Annotated in this window: 12 protein-coding genes and 1 other RNA gene; 9 read left to right on the forward strand and 4 right to left on the reverse strand. The window is 40.3% G+C overall.

Translation table 11 applies throughout. The features are described 5' to 3' along the window. Positions 1-44: 44 nt before the first annotated feature. The 3 genes from D0T18_RS05235 to D0T18_RS05245 are packed head-to-tail and all read left to right on the forward strand — an operon-like array spanning position 45 to position 3,471. Positions 45-968 (forward strand): NAD kinase, encoded by a 924-nt coding sequence (locus tag D0T18_RS05235; protein WP_116440610.1) that lies wholly within the window; start codon positions 45-47, stop codon positions 966-968. A gap of 54 nt (positions 969-1,022) precedes the next feature. Continuing rightward, entirely contained in the window at positions 1,023-2,807 is a 1,785-nt protein-coding gene (recN, locus tag D0T18_RS05240; protein WP_116440611.1) for a DNA repair protein RecN, read from the forward strand. Next, positions 2,791-3,471 (forward strand): HAD family hydrolase, encoded by a 681-nt coding sequence (locus D0T18_RS05245; protein WP_004111448.1) that lies wholly within the window; start codon positions 2,791-2,793, stop codon positions 3,469-3,471. Before recN ends, D0T18_RS05245 begins: the two co-directional genes overlap by 17 nt. 19 nt (positions 3,472-3,490) lie before the next feature. On the opposite strand, the gene rnpB is transcribed toward D0T18_RS05245, so the two are convergent. After that, an RNA gene (gene rnpB / locus D0T18_RS05250) (RNase P RNA component class A) lies at positions 3,491-3,864 on the reverse strand. 211 nt (positions 3,865-4,075) lie between these two features. On the opposite strand from rnpB, the gene hpf reads away from it, so the two are divergent. Next, positions 4,076-4,747, forward strand: a complete 672-nt coding sequence (gene hpf, locus D0T18_RS05255; RefSeq protein ID WP_004106803.1) for a ribosome hibernation-promoting factor, HPF/YfiA family — start codon at positions 4,076-4,078, stop codon at positions 4,745-4,747. A gap of 187 nt (positions 4,748-4,934) precedes the next feature. Next, positions 4,935-7,730, forward strand: a complete 2,796-nt coding sequence (secA, locus tag D0T18_RS05260) for a preprotein translocase subunit SecA (RefSeq protein WP_102703059.1) — start codon at positions 4,935-4,937, stop codon at positions 7,728-7,730. An 82-nt stretch (positions 7,731-7,812) separates the two neighbouring features. Here the strand turns inward: secA and D0T18_RS05265 are convergent, their stop codons facing one another. Then, entirely contained in the window at positions 7,813-8,481 is a 669-nt protein-coding gene (locus tag D0T18_RS05265) for a hypothetical protein (protein ID WP_116440612.1), read from the reverse strand. A 75-nt stretch (positions 8,482-8,556) separates the two neighbouring features. On the opposite strand from D0T18_RS05265, the gene D0T18_RS05270 reads away from it, so the two are divergent. After that, positions 8,557-9,264, forward strand: a complete 708-nt coding sequence (locus D0T18_RS05270) for a lysophospholipid acyltransferase family protein (protein ID WP_012914113.1) — start codon at positions 8,557-8,559, stop codon at positions 9,262-9,264. Positions 9,265-9,381: 117 nt separating this feature from the next. Here the strand turns inward: D0T18_RS05270 and D0T18_RS05275 are convergent, their stop codons facing one another. Both D0T18_RS05275 and D0T18_RS05280 read right to left on the reverse strand, forming a co-directional pair. Beyond that, complete coding sequence (locus D0T18_RS05275) at positions 9,382-11,772, reverse strand: Stk1 family PASTA domain-containing Ser/Thr kinase (protein ID WP_012914114.1); 2,391 nt, start codon at positions 11,770-11,772, stop codon at positions 9,382-9,384. A gap of 97 nt (positions 11,773-11,869) precedes the next feature. Then, positions 11,870-12,976: a polyprenyl synthetase family protein gene (locus D0T18_RS05280; protein ID WP_004111463.1), complete on the reverse strand. Its 1,107-nt coding sequence runs from the start codon at positions 12,974-12,976 to the stop codon at positions 11,870-11,872. A 194-nt stretch (positions 12,977-13,170) separates the two neighbouring features. Between D0T18_RS05280 and D0T18_RS05285 the strand changes: the two genes are divergently transcribed. The 3 genes from D0T18_RS05285 (at position 13,171) to D0T18_RS05295 (ending at position 18,154) form a co-directional block, all read left to right on the forward strand. Next, entirely contained in the window at positions 13,171-14,037 is an 867-nt protein-coding gene (locus D0T18_RS05285; protein ID WP_012914115.1) for a hypothetical protein, read from the forward strand. 129 nt (positions 14,038-14,166) lie between these two features. Continuing rightward, positions 14,167-15,636 carry an RNA polymerase sigma factor gene (locus D0T18_RS05290; RefSeq protein WP_410310451.1) on the forward strand — a complete coding sequence of 490 codons (1,470 nt, stop codon included), beginning with the start codon at positions 14,167-14,169 and terminating at the stop codon, positions 15,634-15,636. 106 nt (positions 15,637-15,742) lie between these two features. Next, positions 15,743-18,154, forward strand: a complete 2,412-nt coding sequence (locus D0T18_RS05295) for a DNA gyrase/topoisomerase IV subunit B (protein ID WP_116440613.1) — start codon at positions 15,743-15,745, stop codon at positions 18,152-18,154. The last annotated feature ends 101 nt before the right edge of the window (positions 18,155-18,255 follow it).

An 18,255-nucleotide genomic window follows, 5' to 3' on the forward strand; every position in this document is an offset into this window, starting at 1 on the left:
TACAATAGTAGTAGTTGTGTTTAAACAGTACGAAGGGGCTGTATATGCAGGAACATTTCGATACTAATTCCGCTTCGGCGGCTCGTCGTGCTCTTGTAGTTACTCACGCTAGGATTGATGTTCACAGTGATGTGGTAAATCAAGTCAAGACTCAACTTATTAAAGCTGGATTCGTTGTTGATGTATTCAACAGTGCGTCTGTGTCTGATTTTGCTAAAAAAACTACTCGTATAGTTGACGAAAATACGGAAATAGTTGTGGTGCTTGGGGGAGATGGCACCATGCTTCAGGCTGCTGAGTTAGTGCATTGTACTACTGTTCCAATTATCGGCATAAATCTTGGTCATGTTGGTTTTTTGGCAGAATTTGAAAGTTTTCAAATTAACGATGCAATTCGTAGGATTGCAAACAAGGATTACACTATTGACAGGAGAATGGAAGCTCATGTAGATGTGTGGCTTCCTGGCGAAAGTAAGCCTTTAAGTGATTGGGCGTTGAACGATATAACTCTTGATCGCGAAGACAGAGGTCGAATGGTAGAACTTTCAATACGAGTAGACGATGTTGAAATGTCATCTTTTGGTTGCGATGGTATAATAGTTTCAACTCCTACTGGTTCCACAGCTTACGCATTTTCAGCAGGTGGATCAATCATGTGGCCAAATGTAGAAGCGTTACAACTAGTGCCATTAGCTGCTCATGCTCTTTTTGCGCGTCCTCTAATTATTGGTGCCGGTTCTACTTTTACTATTGATATTCTTAATGAATCGTCTTCTGGAGGTTGGATTTGTTGCGACGGTAGAAGACAGCGCGCTCTTCCTCAAGGATCAAGGATTCAAGTTCGTCAATCAAAAGATGACCTATTATTAGCTAGACTTTCTGGTGCTCCTTTTACGAAGCGTTTAGTTACAAAATTTGATTTGCCAATAGTTGGATGGCGTGAGCACAATAATAATTCTTTAAAATGAATTATTTAAGTAGAAAATAATATTAAATATAGCATTTATAAAACGAGGTACAGCGTGCTTGAAGAGTTAGAAATACGTAATCTTGGGCCAATTTCACATGCGCTTATTACTCCTTCGTCTCACATGACAGCTATTACGGGTGAAACAGGCGCTGGAAAGTCAATGCTTTTAAGTGCTATCAAGCTTATTTCTGGATCCAAAGCAGAAGTTGCAAGGATTTCTCCAAATGCTAAAGAAGCATGGGTTCAAGGCATATTTAGTATTCCTAAAACAAGTGAATTAGTAGATGCTGTTGGAAAATCCGGTATTGAATTAGAGCCTTCAGAAAATAACGAAAATAAATCAGATATGTATGTTTCTAGAACAGTACCGCAAGAAGGTCGTTCAAGAGCAACAATTTCTGGTTTCGCAGTACCAAAAACAGTTCTTGAACAAGTATGCTCTCGATTGATAGTTATTCATGGACAAAGTGACCAATTACGTATAGCAACAAATTCAAAACAACGCGAATTGCTTGATACTGTATCTAAAAATAGTGAATTACTTAAGCAATACGCATGTGCGTATCAAGCGTGGAAAGATGCTAAAGAAACATGTAATCGACTAGAAAATCAAGCGTCTTCTTCGCGGCAACGTGCAGATTACCTTAGAGAATCGTTAGCGCGAATACGAGATGTGAATCCGCTTCCTAATGAAGATAAGGAATTGCGTGCAAAAAGAGAAAGAATTGAGAATTCTGCTCAAATTGTTAAAGCAGTGAGCATTGCGCTCGCATCCCTTGATTCCAGTCAAATAGATTATGGTGCTTCAGAATCATCTGAAGATGCTTGTTTTCTTGTAGATAAAGCTTCTCAAGCATTACGAAATATTCGTGTAGATGATTCTTTCAATTCTATTGCAAATCAACTTGACGATATTCATGCTCAACTTGACGATATTGTAATGCAGCTTGCTCAACAGTTGGATATCGATGTAAGTGAAAAAGATTTAGATGATTTAAATTCTCGTATTCATGATCTTACTGATTTAACTCGTAGGTGGGGTCCAACATTAGATGACGTACTTGATTGGTCCGAAAAAGCTCAGTTTGAACTTGAAGATTTAGATGATTCTCCTGAAGCTATTGCCAAAGCGCGTGCTAAGTGTGCTCAACGATATGATGATGCTCTTAAACTTGCTGAAGAATTATATAAAACTCGTTTAAATGCAGCTCATGATTTTGGCACTTTAGTTAGTGAAGAATTACATTCTTTGGCTATGCCAGGTGCTCAATTAATTATCAGTGTAAATAGGCGTTGCGAAGATTTATCTGGTTCTATTCCGCTTGATTCTAACGGATGTGATGATGTAGAGTTTTTGTTCCGACCATTTCCTGCTTCTTCAGATTTGCCGATGAGCAAAAGTGCTTCTGGTGGTGAATTAAGTAGGCTTATGCTTGCAATTGAGCTTGTTGTTGCGAAGTTGACAGATTGCGACGAAGAAAATATGACATTTGTTTTCGACGAAGTAGATTCTGGTGTTGGTGGTGTTGCGGCAGTAGAACTCGGTAAACGTTTGGCTCAACTTTCTCAACATGCTCAAGTTATTGTTGTTACTCATTTAGCTCAGGTTGCTTCTTTTGCAGATGCACAATTTGCAGTACAAAAAAATCTTGTTGAGAATAGTGAGAATAGTTCTTCTGCTATAGTTGCGGATACTTCTGTTATTGAGCTTAATGATTTGATGCGTGAGCAAGAGATTGCTAGGATGCTTGATGGAAGTGAATCAAAAACTTCATTAGAACATGCTCGTGAGCTATTGAGTGCAAGTAGGAAGATCATTGATGGATTTACAAAATAATTCGTCTATTGTTGCAGCGATTTTTGATTTTGACGGCACATTACTTGATTCTTTAAGCGTTTGGGATGATATTGATCGAGTAAGTTTTGCGAAACGTGGTATGAACGTTCCTTCAATCTTTGCGAATACGACTGCAACAATGAATCCTAGACAAATTGCAGAATATGTTATTAAAAATTACGGATTTACTGATGCTCCTGAAGATTTGATGAAGGAGTGGTCAGATATGGCTTTTGACGCTTATGCTAATCATCTTCCGCTAAGAAAAGGCGCGTATGAATATGTGTATTATTTGCGTTCTAATGGTATAAAGCTTTTTCTTGTTACAACTCTTTCTAAACGCTTGTGTATTCCAGCTTTAAAAAGAGTTGGCATTTTTAATTGTTTTGATTTTATTCATTTTGGAGAAGATTTATCTGAAAAAGGTAAGCATAGTCCTAAAACGTATATCGATATTGCTAATCAACTTAAAGTAGATCCAGCTAAATGTGTAGTTTTTGAAGATTCTGCTACAGCTTTATGTTCAGCTCAGCAAGCTGGTATGCAAACATGTGGGGTAGTTGATAATTCAAACGTAAAAATTGATTTAGATTCGTCGTTTAATAAATGCTTAGCAGTATTTTCTGATTTTTCTTTCGCTCCAAGAATCAGCGATATAAGTTGAAAATATGCTATTGGTTGAGTTGATGAGGTTTCACATACCCCGGGTTTTGTCGCATACACAAGTGCATGCGGATGGCCATCCATCTCGATTTGACGTTACCGCCAAACTCTAGCAGTCTACCCGAAGACTTGAGCGAGCAGCTCTAAAGCGTCTTCTGCTTGACCTTGCTCCCAATGAGGCTTGCCATGCGGCTTACTGTTACCAGAAGTCCGGTGGTCTCTTACACCGCCGTTTCACCCTTACCCGAACGAAACGTTCAGGCGGTCTATTCTCTGTTGCGCTATCTCTCAGGTCGCCCTGGGCGGACGTTATCCGCCATTGCGCTCTGTGGAGCCCGGAAGTTCCTCAGCCACTCCGAATGAACATTGTGACCGCGGCCATCGTGAAACCTCAACCTTCCCAATTATAGCAGATGATATTAATATCGTAAAAAATTCGTTATTTTATAAGAAATTCCGTAATAAACGTTAATTTTTTTATTTTAATTTAATAAATCGCTAGGTTTGTATGGATTTAGCAGATATAATAGAAGAACCGACGGCATCGTGGCAGTCGGGTTGTACAAATCGAGCTTAAGGTTCGAGTCTATATGGGGAGGTTTCGCATGGAAATCGTCATTACTGGTCGTCATACGCAGATTAATCAAAGGTTCCGTGACGTTGTAGAAAGTAAGATGAATCGTGTGACCGCCATTGCGCCTGATGCGCAGCGCGTGCAAATCGTGTTGACTCATGAAGGCAATCCAAGGCAGGCTGACACAGCAAAGCGAGTTGAAATTACTGTTGTTGCAGGAAGCACAGTGATTCGCGCAGAAGCTTCTAGCACTGATCAATTTAGTGCATTAGATATGGCGCTTGATAAGTTGACGCTTCGTTTGCGTCGCACTCGCGATCGTCGTAAGGATCATCGTCGTGGATATACGGAAATGACTCCTGTAGACATGGGTGCTGTAGAGCCTGAGATTGAGACTACTGTTGAAGAGCCAGAAGAAAATGAGGTTAATAGCGCAGATGCTGCTGTTGCTTCCGATTTAGGTCCTGGTGAATCTGTGGAAGTAAGTGTTGGCGACACTCCTATTGTGATTCGTCGTAAGTTACATATTGCAGAGCCTATGAGCATAGATGAGGCTTTGTATGAGATGGAGCTTATCGGGCATGATTTCTTCTTGTTCGTAAACAAAGAAACTATGAGACCATCTGTAGTATATCGCAGACATGGTTGGAGCTATGGCGTATTTGAAATTGATACACCTGAAAATGTTGCTAAGCAAAAGTAATAATTAAAACACATCTAAAATGCGCGAATAAGTGCGCATGCCCGTCTAGCACAATGTTGGGCGGGCATTTTTATGTAGTAATCAGACTCGCTAACTTATAAAAATCGTAGCCGTCGCGTAATATAGGCACAGTTTACGTCTATGTTGGCTAGGCCGTCGTCATAGACATGACCTAAGGGAGCAAAACGTGGTAGATATCGTCGATAAAGCCTTGCGTATGGGTGAAGGCCATCAATTGAAGCGCCTTGAGAACGTAGCAAAGGCTGTGAATGCGTTGGAAGATGAAATTTCCGCGCTTTCCGATGAAGAATTGAAGGGTCAAACTGCTAAATTCAAGCAGCGTTTAGACAATGGTGCAAAGCTTGATGATTTGATGCCTGAAGCCTTCGCTACTGTGCGAGAGGTTTCAAAGCGTACGCTTGGCCAGCGTCATTTTGATGTGCAGCTTATGGGTGGCGCTGCATTGCATTGGGGCAATATTGCAGAAATGAAAACTGGTGAAGGTAAAACATTGGTTGCTACTTTGCCAAGCTATCTGAATGCTTTGGAAGGCAAAGGTGTGCACGTTGTCACAGTCAACGATTACCTTGCTAGCTACCAGAGCGAGCTTATGGGTCGTATTTATAGATTCCTTGGCATGAGTGTTGGATGCATTATTACAGACCAGCAGCCGCCAGAGCGTCGTAAGCAATACAATGCTGATATTACTTACGGTACAAATAATGAGTTTGGCTTCGATTACTTGCGTGATAACATGGCGTGGGAAAAGAGCGAGCTTGTGCAGCGCGGTCATCACTATGCAATTGTCGATGAGGTCGATTCCATTCTTATCGATGAGGCTCGTACGCCACTTATTATTTCAGGTCCTGCTGAAGGTGATGTAACTCATTGGTATCGTGAATTTGCAAAGCTTGTTTTGAAGCTTACTCGCGATGTTGATTACGAGATTGATGAAAAGAAGAAAACCGCAGGTATTCTTGATCCTGGCATCGCAAAAATTGAAGATTACTTGGGCATCGATAACCTTTATGAGCCAAGCAATACAGCTCTTATTGGTTATTTGAATAACGCTTTGAAAGCTAAGGAGCTTTTCCTTCTAGATCGTGACTATGTTGTTACAAACGGCGAAGTTTTGATTGTCGATGAGCATACTGGTCGTGTTCTTCCAGGTCGTCGTTATAGCGAGGGCTTGCATCAAGCAATTGAAGCTAAGGAAAACGTGGAAGTCAAGGCAGAAAATCAGACTTTTGCTACTATTACTTTGCAAAACTACTTCCGCATGTACGACAAGCTTGCTGGTATGACTGGTACTGCTGAGACTGAAGCTGCAGAGTTCATGGGAACTTACAAGCTTGGTGTTCTTCCAATCCCTTCCAACCGTCCAGTAATTCGTAAAGATAAGGACGATTTGATCTTCCGCACAAAGAAAGAAAAGCTTACTGCTATTGTGCGAGATGTTGCTGAGCGCCATGCAAAGGGTCAGCCTGTGTTGCTTGGTACAGCTTCTGTTGAATCTTCTGAGATTCTTTCTTCGCTTCTTGACGTTGCTCGCATTCCTCACCAGGTTTTGAATGCTAAGCAGAATGCTAAGGAAGCTGCTGTTGTTGCTGTTGCAGGTCGTAAGGGTGCTGTAACTGTTGCTACTAACATGGCAGGTCGTGGTACCGATATTATGCTTGGCGGCAATGTTGAGTTCCTTGCAGATGCTAAGTTGAAGGCTGAAGGATATTCTCCAGACGATACTCCTGAAGAGTATGAGAAGCGTTGGCCAGGCGTTTTAGCTGAAGTTAAAGAGCAAGTTAAGGACGAGCACGAAGAAGTTAAGAATCTTGGTGGCTTGTATGTGCTTGGTACTGAGCGTCACGAATCTCGTCGTATTGATAACCAGCTTCGAGGTCGTTCTGGTCGTCAGGGTGATCCTGGCGAGTCCCGCTTCTACTTAAGCTTGGAAGATGATTTGATGCGCCTGTTCAACACTCAGCTTGTTGCTCGTGTTATGGCTAAGGGATTGCCAGAAGGCGAACCAATTGAGTCTAAGTACGTTTCTAACGGTGTGCGCACGGCACAGAAGACTGTTGAAGCTCGTAACTTTGAAATGCGTAAGAACGTTTTGAAGTATGACGATGTTATGAATAAGCAGCGTACTGTGATTTATGCAGAGCGTCAGATGGTTCTTAAGGGTGAAGATATTCACGAGGACATCTTGAAGTTCATCAGTGACACCGTAGAAAGTTATGTGCGTGGCGCAATGAACGGTTCTGATAAGCCAAAGAATTGGGATTTGGACGGCTTAAAAGATGCTCTTAACTCTGTAATGCCTGTACTTCTTGATTGGGATCAGGTGCGTGAAACGATTATCAATCTTAAGGGCGAAAAAGCTGTTTCTGCTTTGCGTGATTTGATTGTCGACAGTGTAGTAAAGGTTTACTCTCTCATCGAAGATCGTCTCGGCGCTGATCCACTTCGTCAAATTGAACGTCGCGTTGTTCTTTCTGTTCTCGATCGCAAGTGGCGTGAACATCTTTATGAGATGGATTATTTGAAGGATGGTATTGGTCTGCGTGGTATGGGTCAGCGTGATCCGCTCGTTGAATATCAGCGTGAAGGCTACCAGATGTACAATTCGATGATTGAGGCAATTAAGGAAGAAAGCATTCAGCTTCTATTCCACATTGATATCAATCAGATTGCTTCTACTGAAGATATTTCTTCTGACGATGAGCTTGATGAAGATGTTGCACAAGCTTCGTCTGAGGTAGATGCTGAAGATCAGGCTGCTGGTATTGTTGGTCCTGCACCTTTGAGTCATGCTGAGGGAGATGTTCCGTTGAGCATGCGACCAAAGAATGAAGAATGGAAGACTCCATGGTCTGATGGTCGTACATTCCCAGGAACAAATAAGAATGAAGAGTGCCCATGTGGTTCTGGTCGTAAGTACAAGCTTTGCCATGGTCAAAACGAATCTGAAAATGAAGCTGAGTAACTTGAAAGCTGCTAAGTAAAATAAATAAAAGGCGGTGTGATTATAATCATGCCGCCTTTTATTATATTCGATTGATTATTAGCTATACTCGAGCACCATCTCCATAATCGCTGTAATCTTCTTTATACGGATCAGGTTTTTTGCGATTCATAAGTAATCCTGCTCCACTAAGTAGCATTAATAGGCCGCATATAATACCAACAATGTTTGCTATAGCAGGAATAAAAGCACTTACAATAACACCGAAGATACCTATAACAAATAGAATCCACAAAACTACATTAACTAAAGATACGTTATAAAATTGTGGATTTGGGGGCACAAAATCATCTCCATAGTCTTCCATAGTCTTATCTAAATCAAGCCAACTTGTGCGTGCGTTATCACGAGGACCTTTAGCAGTTATAATCGTGTGAGGGTCTTGCATTCTAGTAGGAATAATATAGGATTTATGGCTGCTTAGATTGTTTAAGCTAAATTTATTTTTTATAGCATTTTTTTGATTTTTAGAATTATTATCGCTTGCTATACTGTTGCGTTCTTTCTTTTTTTCTTCTTTCTGAGCGTGCTTTTCAAAGCTTTTTGCGCTACGTGAATTAGCAATATCATTCATATCGTCAGAATGCTCTGCAATAAAAGATGACCAATCATCATCAAAATTTCTATTGTTTTGTTTTTGATTATTCTTTAATGATTCTGACGTTAACTCGTCATCACGGCGAGGGTCGTTGGTATTCTTAGAAGAAGTCATGAACTATACTGTAGCAAGTCTTCCTGATTCTATGCTTAAAATGTTCGAAATTGGACTTGCAAGAAAGGATATGGTATGTTGTACTGGTTCTTCGTGAAGGGACTTGGGGGTATTGCCTGCATGAGGATTCATCCATCAGCGCAAGGTGTTAAAAATGTACCTAAAAAGGGTGGAGCTATTATTGCTGCAAATCATCTTGCTGTTATTGATGACGCGCTTCTGCCATTGACTTGTCCTCGTATGATTCACTTTATGGGTAAAGCAGAATATTTTGAAGGCAAAGGTTTAAAGGGTCGTTTCAAGAAGTGGTGGTTTACTTCTGTTGGCGTTTTTCCTGTAGATCGTTCTGGAGGCGCAAAATCGCTTGGCGCCTTGAATCATGCTCGTGAAATATTAGAAAAAGGTCAGCTTTTTGGTATTCATATTGAAGGTACAAGAAGTCCAGACGGTCGTTTATATCGCGGTCATACTGGTGCTGCACGTCTTGCTCTTGAAACAGGTTGCCCGATTATACCAGTTGCAATTATTGGAACTAGAGAATTGCAAGTGCATGGTCAAGTTATTCCTGCAAAAGGTAAAACTAAGGCAATTTATGGCGAGCCTATTCAAGTAGAGCGTGTTTGTGACGAAAGCGAGATTACCCACGAGCGTTTACGTGAAATTACAGATAAAGTAACTAAGTCTATTCAGCAAATGAGTGGTCAAGAATACGTTGATGAATATGCTCAAACTGTAAAAGAACGTATGCGTAAAAAACGTGAAGAAAGTAATGAAAATAAATAATATAATTCTAATGCTATTAGGCTAGCGTTATTAGATATTTAAATTTTATTTATATTCAAATATTTAAGCGGCGAAAGTTATTTAGCTTCCGCCGCTTTTATAATACTTAAAACACGCTTATATTACTGTAAGAGTGATAATAGAAGGATTTCCATTAGAATCCTTCAATGGTACTTCACTTCCAGCTCCAGGGGATTGGAAGCGCACTACGTGCATTAAATCACCAAGTGGAGCAGAAATACGAACTTTCAGTCCTAGATTTTCAATAATCCTTTTAGCTTCATCACTGTTCTTTCCGCAAACGTTTGGCAATGTAACAGTTTTTGGACCTTTAGAAACAACAACTTTAACACTATCGCCCCAATGTAAGTCAGAACCAGCTTCAACGGAAGCGCGGATAATCTTACCCTTTGCTACAGTATCGCTATTTTCTTCTTCGTACTTTACATCCAGCTTAGCGTCAGTTAAAGCTGAGTCAGCTTCACTCTTTGTTTTCCCAACAATATCTGGCATTTGCACAGGCTTAGGTCCCTTGGAAAGTAAAACACTTACTTCTTCGTTATGGTTCATGCGTGTGCCAGGTTTAGGGTTAATATCAATTAAGCTGCCAGCTGGTATGTCTATAGAATACGTGTCTCCTGACTTATCGTGAACAATGTTAGTAAATCCTGCTTTACGCAATGTTTTCAAAGGATTTTTGCCATTGTAAGTCTTTGGATCTGTAATATCGTCCGGGATTGTAGCCTTACGAATTCCACGCGAAATCACAACATTAAGAGTGCTATTATTGTGCTTTTGAATATGGCTGCCGACGACATCAGGATTTGTTGAAACTACTTTTCCTTCTGGCACATCGTCACTATAATCTTTTGAAACTTTGTAAGGAATTCCAGCAATTTTAAGCGTGTGCTCATATTGTTGCCAATTGACATCAGTTATTTTGCAAGATGCATAATTTTTGCATTGAAGGTCGTCGGGCTTAGGCAGCGTCCAATAACTGCCAGGACCTAAGAAATACCAAAAACCACCAATAGCAGCAATTGCTAATACTCCAGCTGTGCTTAAACCTGCAATAAGGAAAACACGCTTTTTAGAAGAACGATTAGGCTTGTTTCCTAAGTTTTTTTCCTTATCTGACATGCCAAACGGTTTTGCTGCATTTAAGTTGTTGTTAAAATTGCGAGAGCTAATAGCAATTGTTGGCATATTGCTATCGTCAAATTCTTCTAAAGAATTATCTTGCGAATTGTATGACACATCTTTTGCATTAGCAGCACTCCATTGCATAGCTTGTGTTTTTTGAAGATTATTCGCATCGAAAGCACTGTCGGACTTCGCTAGTGAATTGTCTATTGCTACATTATTGACTTCAGGATTATGTAAATCATTATTTTTGTGTGAATCGAGTTCACTTACAGAATTATTTCTAGGTATTGCAACAGTTTCGTCTGTAGCATTTTGCAATAAAGAGTTGGAATTAGCAGAAAAATTAGAGCCTGAAGTATTTATTGCTCGTGTAGCATCTGAGTCATTATTAGGATTCAATTTGTCCGAATAATTTGCTTCAGGGGAAACAAGCAAATTATTAATAGGAGAAAAGTCTGTTTCTTCTGAAAACTCTTGTGGTTCTTCTGCTTTGTATTGCCAATCTTCAGAGTTTAATTGTGTAGAAAGTGCACGTAATTTTGCTAATGCTTCACTTGCATCTTTAGGTCGTTCGTTCATGTCGCGAGCAGTGAGGTTTGCTATGAATTGTGCAACTTTTTCGCTAATTCCAGGGCAAGCTGTAGCAATTGAAGGAGTGTTTTCATGCACATGCTTGAAAACAAGCGTAACAGGATTATCTGCAGTAAAAGGCACTCTTCCTGCAAGCATTTCCCAAGCCATCATGCCTGCTGAATACAAATCACCTTGAGGAGTTGCAAGATTATGCTCAATAAGTTCAGGAGCAAGATAAGCTGCTGTGCCAAGAAGTAATCCTGTAGAAGATAGTGTTGCTTGCGAAATTGCTCTAGCTAAACCGAAATCAGTAATTTGAACATGACCTCGATCGTTAATTAAAATATTTTCCGGCTTAATATCTCTATGTACAACTCCAGCATTATGTGCAGAAGCGAGACCATCCAAAGTTTCTGCAAGTAGACGCAGCGTATCTCGCACACTGAATGTGCCTTGCATATTCATTTCATAACGCAAATTAACGCCATGAACATATTCCATTACGAGATAATCGAGCCCGTCATATTCGCCTGTATCATAAACTTGTACAATATGTGGATTTGCAATTGCTGCAGCAGAAGTTGCTTCTCTGCGGAATCTAGCAATAAATTGCTGGCGATGCACCCCTTGAGCAAGTTGAGTGTGCATGATTTTAATTGCTACAGGTCTATCAAGGCGTTCATCTTCTGCTTGATACACAGTAGCCATGCCACCCTGAGCTATTTTGCGCACAATGCGATAGCGATTTTCAATGCGCATACCTGGCTGCGCCTGCGTAGCTTCATCCATTGTCACAATCCTTATACGCGTAAAACCATTTTTACTACTTACGAGTGTACAAGCAAGATAGTAAAGAAAGCTAATTTCGAGCGTTATTTGCTAGATATTATTGTACATTACGCCATGCTTCAGGTATAAATCGTTTGCTAATTTCATGCAAAATAGCTTTTCCACTGTCGCTCAATGTACTTGATTCGATTGCTTGTTGTGAATCATTCCACAGATTCTCAATTCGCTTTTTTGATTTTTCAATAGCACCAGAAGTATGGTAAATCTGTATTATTTTATTTACATCATCTTCGCTTCGAGTACTACTCGTGTAAGCTTTTAATAGTATTTCTCTTTCGTTATCGTTTCCGTATTGCAAAGCATCTGCAAGAAGAACCGCACGCTTACCTTCTCTAATATCACCGCCAATAGGCTTACCTGTAATCTTGCTATCTGAAACAATATCAAGCAAATCATCAGCAATTTGGAAAGCAACACCTAACGAATTGCCAATAGAATTAGCAAGATTGTATGCTTCAGTTGGTTGCATATTTGCTGCAAGAAAGCCGAGAGTTAATGGAGCAACAGTAGTGTAACTGGCTGTTTTCCATCTAAAAACATTCAAAGATGATTCCGCAAGTTGTATTGGATTATCTAGTTGCATCATTTCTATTGACAAATCCAATACTTGACCAATACCAACATTTCTTTGCATAGACGCAAATGCTGCTAACAATTCCTCGCCATAAGTAAAATTCTTCGCACGATTTCTTGCAATATCGAAACTTTCTGTGGCAAGTAGATCTCCCAGCATTAAACCTAAGCCTGTGCCAATATGCTTATTATTGCAAACTTTACTTAATGCACAATACGCACTAGGCTTTCCACGTCTTAAATAAGATTCGTCAATAATATCATCATGAATTAATGCAGCTGTTTGAAATACTTCTAGAGCACAAGCTATGTCAAATACAGACTGTTCATGGATTTTTTGAATATTGGTTTCTTTTGATGCAGCGTAAAATGCTGAAATCGTAAGAAGAGCTCTAAGACGTTTTCCGCCTTCGCTTGAAACAATAGCTTGCTTTATTACTTGCTGTAGTATTTGCGCACATGTGGATGAAAGATTATTTTCTAATCCCGTATTAAATTGCTGAGAAATTAAAAAAGTAATTCTAGATTCAATATCGTTAAGACTGTAATTGTTGCCTATAAATGTGCTCATATTATGAAAGTTATCCACAGGGCTGAACATTACAAAACGCAGTTATTATTATGGTTTAATAAGCTTTTCACCGCGGAAATAGTTTTTTATTGAATGCTGACTCATATCTTGAGAAACTTCAATATATCAAAAATGCTATTGCATAGTTTGATTATCAAAATAAAGAATCATGTAAAAAATGAGGGGGAGTATGCATGGAAATTGTAGAGGATGATTTGAAAACGAAGATATCGCATAATTGTATTGATGACTTTGATATGCAAAGTCTTATGCAAATTTATGGTGAAAGTGCTAATTCTTTTAATGGTTGTTTAGATTTTGCAGGTTCAGAAGATTTTGAAAGTTTTGCTGGAAGAGAAATTTCAGATATTAATGGGACTATATATCCTTCCAAAGAGTGCAGTTTTTTTATGACTTTTTCTAAGGAATATATTTACAACAACTGTAGTGATAGTGCGCAATGGATTAAAGGATTAGAATATTGGGTTCCGGCAGTTTCGGAAGCTTTTATAGAAAATGTTGATCAAAATGGCAAGCAATATGCTATTAGAGATATTGCAAGCAGAGCACTTATGCGATGGTACAACATGTTTGCTTACGATGAAAAAATGTTTGGATATGATTTAGTAAATCTGCCAATAGCAATGTTGCATAATATTAATGTTCGTGATGCAATGCTTATTTCTATTCTGGATGAAAATCAAGAATGGTATGACGAAAAAACTTTGTCGGAATTTGCTTGGTGCCCTCATACACCTGAAGTATCTCGTAATTTGCGGCATTGTTTAGAAGCAAAATTCACTCAAACAAATAATAAGCCTGATATAAAGAGAGCTATTTTCGCGTGCAAAATTTTAAAATCTATGGCTATTATTACTAGAAGCATTCCAAAATTATCTGTGCAAGTTTACGCTTTGTTAGCTTATATCAGCTGGTGGTTTAGGCTCGGAGAAGTAAAATATTATTGTGATTGTGCATTGCGCATTGATCCTGATTGTTCTATGGCAAAAATAGTGTGTGGAGCATTCGAAAATGGTCTTGAGCCAGCATGGATTGAATAATTCGCCACGCCGCAAAAATTAGTTGTGGAATAATCGTCTTGCTTAAATGGTTTACTACTTAAGGTAAAACTTGCCCTTGCATGAACTATGCCTATATGCGTTACAAGGGGATAATACAGGAGGAACAGTTTGACGAGTGAAGTTGGATTAACGGTCGACAGCGACGAAATGCAAGATGATACTAAGCCTGTAAAAACTCGCAAGGCTAGCGCTGCGCGTAAAACCAGTACTCGAACTTCGTCAGCTGATAGCAAGACGCGCAGTTCTCGCTCAAAGAAAACTGAAGACAACAAGATTGATACTGAATCAGTATCGGCTGATGCTGAACATGACGAAACTGAAGATAGCGTAGACATTGAATCTCAAGATCAATTATCTATTGACGATTCTTTAGATGACGATTCACATCTTGATGTTGATGATGAACATTTGAATCTTGATGATTTGGACGATATTCAGCCAGAAGATATATCTGATGTTGACGATTTAAGCGATATTGACGTTGCAGATGATCTTGATGATGAAGAGTCTGAAGATCTTGATGAAATTGATGATCACGACGAAATTAAGCATGATGCTCCGCAAGTGCCACAAGCAAAAGGCGCATTTGTTGTACGTGATGATGACGATGACGATAATCTAACTCCATCTGGTAATCCTAAGCGTCGTGTAATTGCTACAGGTGCTACTGCGGATCCTGTTAAGGATTATCTAAAGCAGATAGGTAGAGTTAGCTTGCTTAATGCTGAGCAAGAAGTTGATTTGTCAGAGCGTATTGAAGCTGGATTGTATGCTCAGCATTTGCTTGATACTCAAATTGATCAAATGGAGTTTAAGCGTAAACGTGAGCTTAAGTGGGCTGCAGCAGATGGCAAGAAAGCTAAAGATCATCTTCTTGAAGCAAACTTGCGTCTTGTTGTTTCTCTTGCTAAGCGTTATACCGGTCGAGGCATGCTTTTCCTTGATTTAATTCAGGAAGGTAACCTTGGTTTGATTCGTGCAGTTGAAAAGTTCGACTGGAAGAAGGGCTTTAAGTTCTCAACCTACGCAACTTGGTGGATTCGCCAGGCTATTACGCGTGCTATGGCAGATCAGGCTCGTACTATTCGAGTTCCAGTGCATATGGTTGAGGTTATTAATAAGCTTTCTAGGGTTCAGCGTCAAATGCTTCAAGATTTAGGTCGTGAACCTACGCCGGATGAGCTTGCTCGCGAACTAGATATGCCAGTAGAAAAGGTTCAGGAAGTACAAAAATACGGTCGTGAGCCAATTTCTTTGCACACTCCTCTGGGCGAGGATGGTGATTCCGAGTTCGGTGATTTGATTGAAGATACTGACGCAATCGCACCGTCTGATGCTGTTGCGTTCTCGCTCCTTCAAGAACAGTTCAGGCAAGTTTTGGAAACTTTGGCTCCTAGGGAGGCTGGAGTTATTAAGATGCGCTACGGCTTGGAAGATGGTCAGCCAAAAACTTTAGACGATATTGGTCGCGTTTATGGTGTTACTCGTGAACGTATCCGTCAAATTGAGTCTAAAACAATGTCTAAGCTGCGTCATCCTTCTAGATCGCAAACTTTGCGTGACTTCTTAGATCAGTGATTGTGTGAAGTTATATTACAAAGTGTCGTATTGTTGCTTTTGCGATAGTACGACACTTATTGCTTAAAATAATCGGTTGTACGTTTAATAAGTGCAAGGGGTAGAAGTGGTCTCTCATAAAGAGCAATATGATGCTGATAGCTTGACTGTGCTTGAAGGCTTGGATGCTGTAAGAAAGCGTCCAGGCATGTATATTGGCACTACAGACAGTCAAGGCTTAATGCATTGCCTTTGGGAGATTATTGATAATGCGGTTGACGAGGCTTTGGCTGGTGCTTGTGACCATATTATTGTTACTCTTCACGATGATGGATCTATTGAAGTTGCAGATAACGGTCGTGGTATTCCAGTAGATGTTGAGCCAAAAACAAAGCTCACTGGCGTTGAAGTTGTTCTAACTAAGCTTCACGCTGGAGCAAAGTTTGGTAACGCTTCTTATAATGCTGCAGGCGGTTTGCATGGTGTTGGATCTTCTGTTGTAAACGCTTTAAGCTTGCGTTTAGATGTTGAAGTTGATAGAGACGGTAAAACGCATCATATGGCGTTCCATCAAGGGCATCCTGGTGTGTATAGCGATGCTGACCCAGAGCATCCATCTCCAGTCTCTCCATTTAAGCGTACGCGTAAGAACAAGCCTACTGAGCTTGAAATTATTGGCACTGTTTCGCCAAAAACTACCGGAACTCGTGTACGCTACTGGGCGGATCCAGAAATTTTTAATTCGACTGCGCATTTCAGCTATGAGCAGCTTATTGCTCGCGTGCGTCAAACAAGTTTCCTGGTTCCAGGCTTAAAAATTACTGTTATTGACGAGCATGTTCCTGAAGGTGAATCTGCAAATATTGAAGAAATTGATTCTACTAAAGATGATGTTGCAGAAAATAATATTGCAGAAAATAATATTGCAGAAGATAATATTGCGGAAAATAATCTTCTTGAAAATCAGCCTGATAATATCGATGACTCTGTGCCTGAATTTGAAGAATTAGAATCTGAAACAGCATTAGAAGATGAAGATAAGTCTGAGTATGTGTCTGAAGATAGCGAGTCTGAAGACAATAAATCTGAAGAATCAACAGCACAATCTATTGCAAATGCTGAGTCTGCTAACTCAGTGCAGAATAAGCGTCACCCTCGCGTTATTGAGTTTTTGCACAACGGTGGTGTTAAAGATTTCGTTGATTTTCTTTCAAAAGGTGAAGCAGTATCCGATATTTGGCGCATTTCTGGCGAAGATACTTATATAGAAGAAACGCAAGCCGTTGACTCTTCTGGTGAATTACACGCGCAGCAAGTAACTCGAAAATGCGGTGTTGATATTGCAATGCGCTGGGTAAACGGATACGATTCAACGATTATTAGTTTCGTAAACGTTGTTGAAACTTCTGGCGGAGGTATGCACGTTGACGGCTTTATGCAGGGATTAACTAAGCAAATTCGTAAAGCCGTGGAAGATAATGCTAGAAAGCTTAAAGTAAATCTTAAAGACGCCAACACAAAAATTGAGCGCGATGACATTATGGCAGGATTGGTAGCAGTCGTAACTGTTCGCATTGCTGAGCCTCAATTCCAAGGTCAAACTAAGGATGTTCTTGGAACTGCTCAAGTTAAGCCAATCGTTACCAAAATGACTGACGCTCAATTCGGTGAGATGATTACCGGTTCTAAGAGAGGATTCAAAGAGCAGTCTTCTAGAGTTTTGGAAAAAATAGTTTCCGAAATGCATGCGCGTATTCAAGCGCGTAAAACTAAGGAAGTTACCCGCAGAAAGAACGCTCTTGAGTCTGCTTCAATGCCGCCGAAACTTTCTGACTGCCAGCCTGGAAACGACGATGTTGCAGAACTTTTCATCGTCGAGGGCGATTCTGCACTTGGCACTGCAAAAGCTGCTAGAAACTCTGCTTTCCAAGCTCTTCTTCCAATTCGCGGTAAGATTTTGAACGTGCAAAAGGCAAGTCTTGCACAAATGCTTTCCAACAAAGAGTGCGCTGCAATTATTCAGGTTGTTGGAGCAGGATCTGGCGCAAGTTTCGATATTTCGCAAGCGCGTTATAACAAGATTGTTATGATGACCGATGCAGATGTTGACGGCGCGCATATTCGTATTTTGCTGCTAACGCTGTTCTATCGTTATATGCGTCCGCTTATTGAGCACGGCCATGTTTATGCTGCAGTGCCGCCTCTTCACAGGATTGCGCTCGCTGGAAAGCGCAAGGGCGAGTATATTTACACGTATTCAGACGACGAATTGGCTGGAAAGCTTGATGATTTGCAAGCTAAAGGCATTGATTTTAACAGCGATATTCAGCGTTACAAGGGCTTGGGTGAGATGGATGCAGATCAGCTTGCAGACACAACCATGGATCCTAGAACTCGTATGCTTCGAAGGATTCGTATGGAAGATGCTCAGCAGGCGAGTGAAGTATTTGATTTGCTAATGGGCGATGATGTTCCTCCGCGCAAGCAGTTTATTGTTGATAACGCAGACGACTTCGATCGTTCCAAAATCGATACCTGATATCGGTATGCCGCTCGCGTCGCTTTATGTCGCCTTGTATATTTGTATTCCTTTATATTGCTTTATAAAGTCGCGTTGGCATTACAAATATGAAGTACTAG

Origin of the sequence: Gardnerella swidsinskii, assembly GCF_003397705.1 — a bacterium.
GTDB lineage: Bacteria > Actinomycetota > Actinomycetes > Actinomycetales > Bifidobacteriaceae > Bifidobacterium > Bifidobacterium swidsinskii.

Coding starts and splice junctions, on each gene's coding strand:
- D0T18_RS05245 (WP_004111448.1), top strand. CDS start 2,791: ATGGATTTACAAAATAATTCGTCTATTGTTGCAGCGATTTTTGATTTT.
- D0T18_RS05235 (WP_116440610.1), top strand. CDS start 45: ATGCAGGAACATTTCGATACTAATTCCGCTTCGGCGGCTCGTCGTGCT.
- D0T18_RS05270 (WP_012914113.1), top strand. CDS start 8,557: ATGTTGTACTGGTTCTTCGTGAAGGGACTTGGGGGTATTGCCTGCATG.
- D0T18_RS05280 (WP_004111463.1), bottom strand. CDS start 12,976: ATGAGCACATTTATAGGCAACAATTACAGTCTTAACGATATTGAATCT.
- D0T18_RS05265 (WP_116440612.1), bottom strand. CDS start 8,481: ATGACTTCTTCTAAGAATACCAACGACCCTCGCCGTGATGACGAGTTA.
- D0T18_RS05275 (WP_012914114.1), bottom strand. CDS start 11,772: ATGGATGAAGCTACGCAGGCGCAGCCAGGTATGCGCATTGAAAATCGC.
- hpf (WP_004106803.1), top strand. CDS start 4,076: ATGGAAATCGTCATTACTGGTCGTCATACGCAGATTAATCAAAGGTTC.
- D0T18_RS05285 (WP_012914115.1), top strand. CDS start 13,171: ATGGAAATTGTAGAGGATGATTTGAAAACGAAGATATCGCATAATTGT.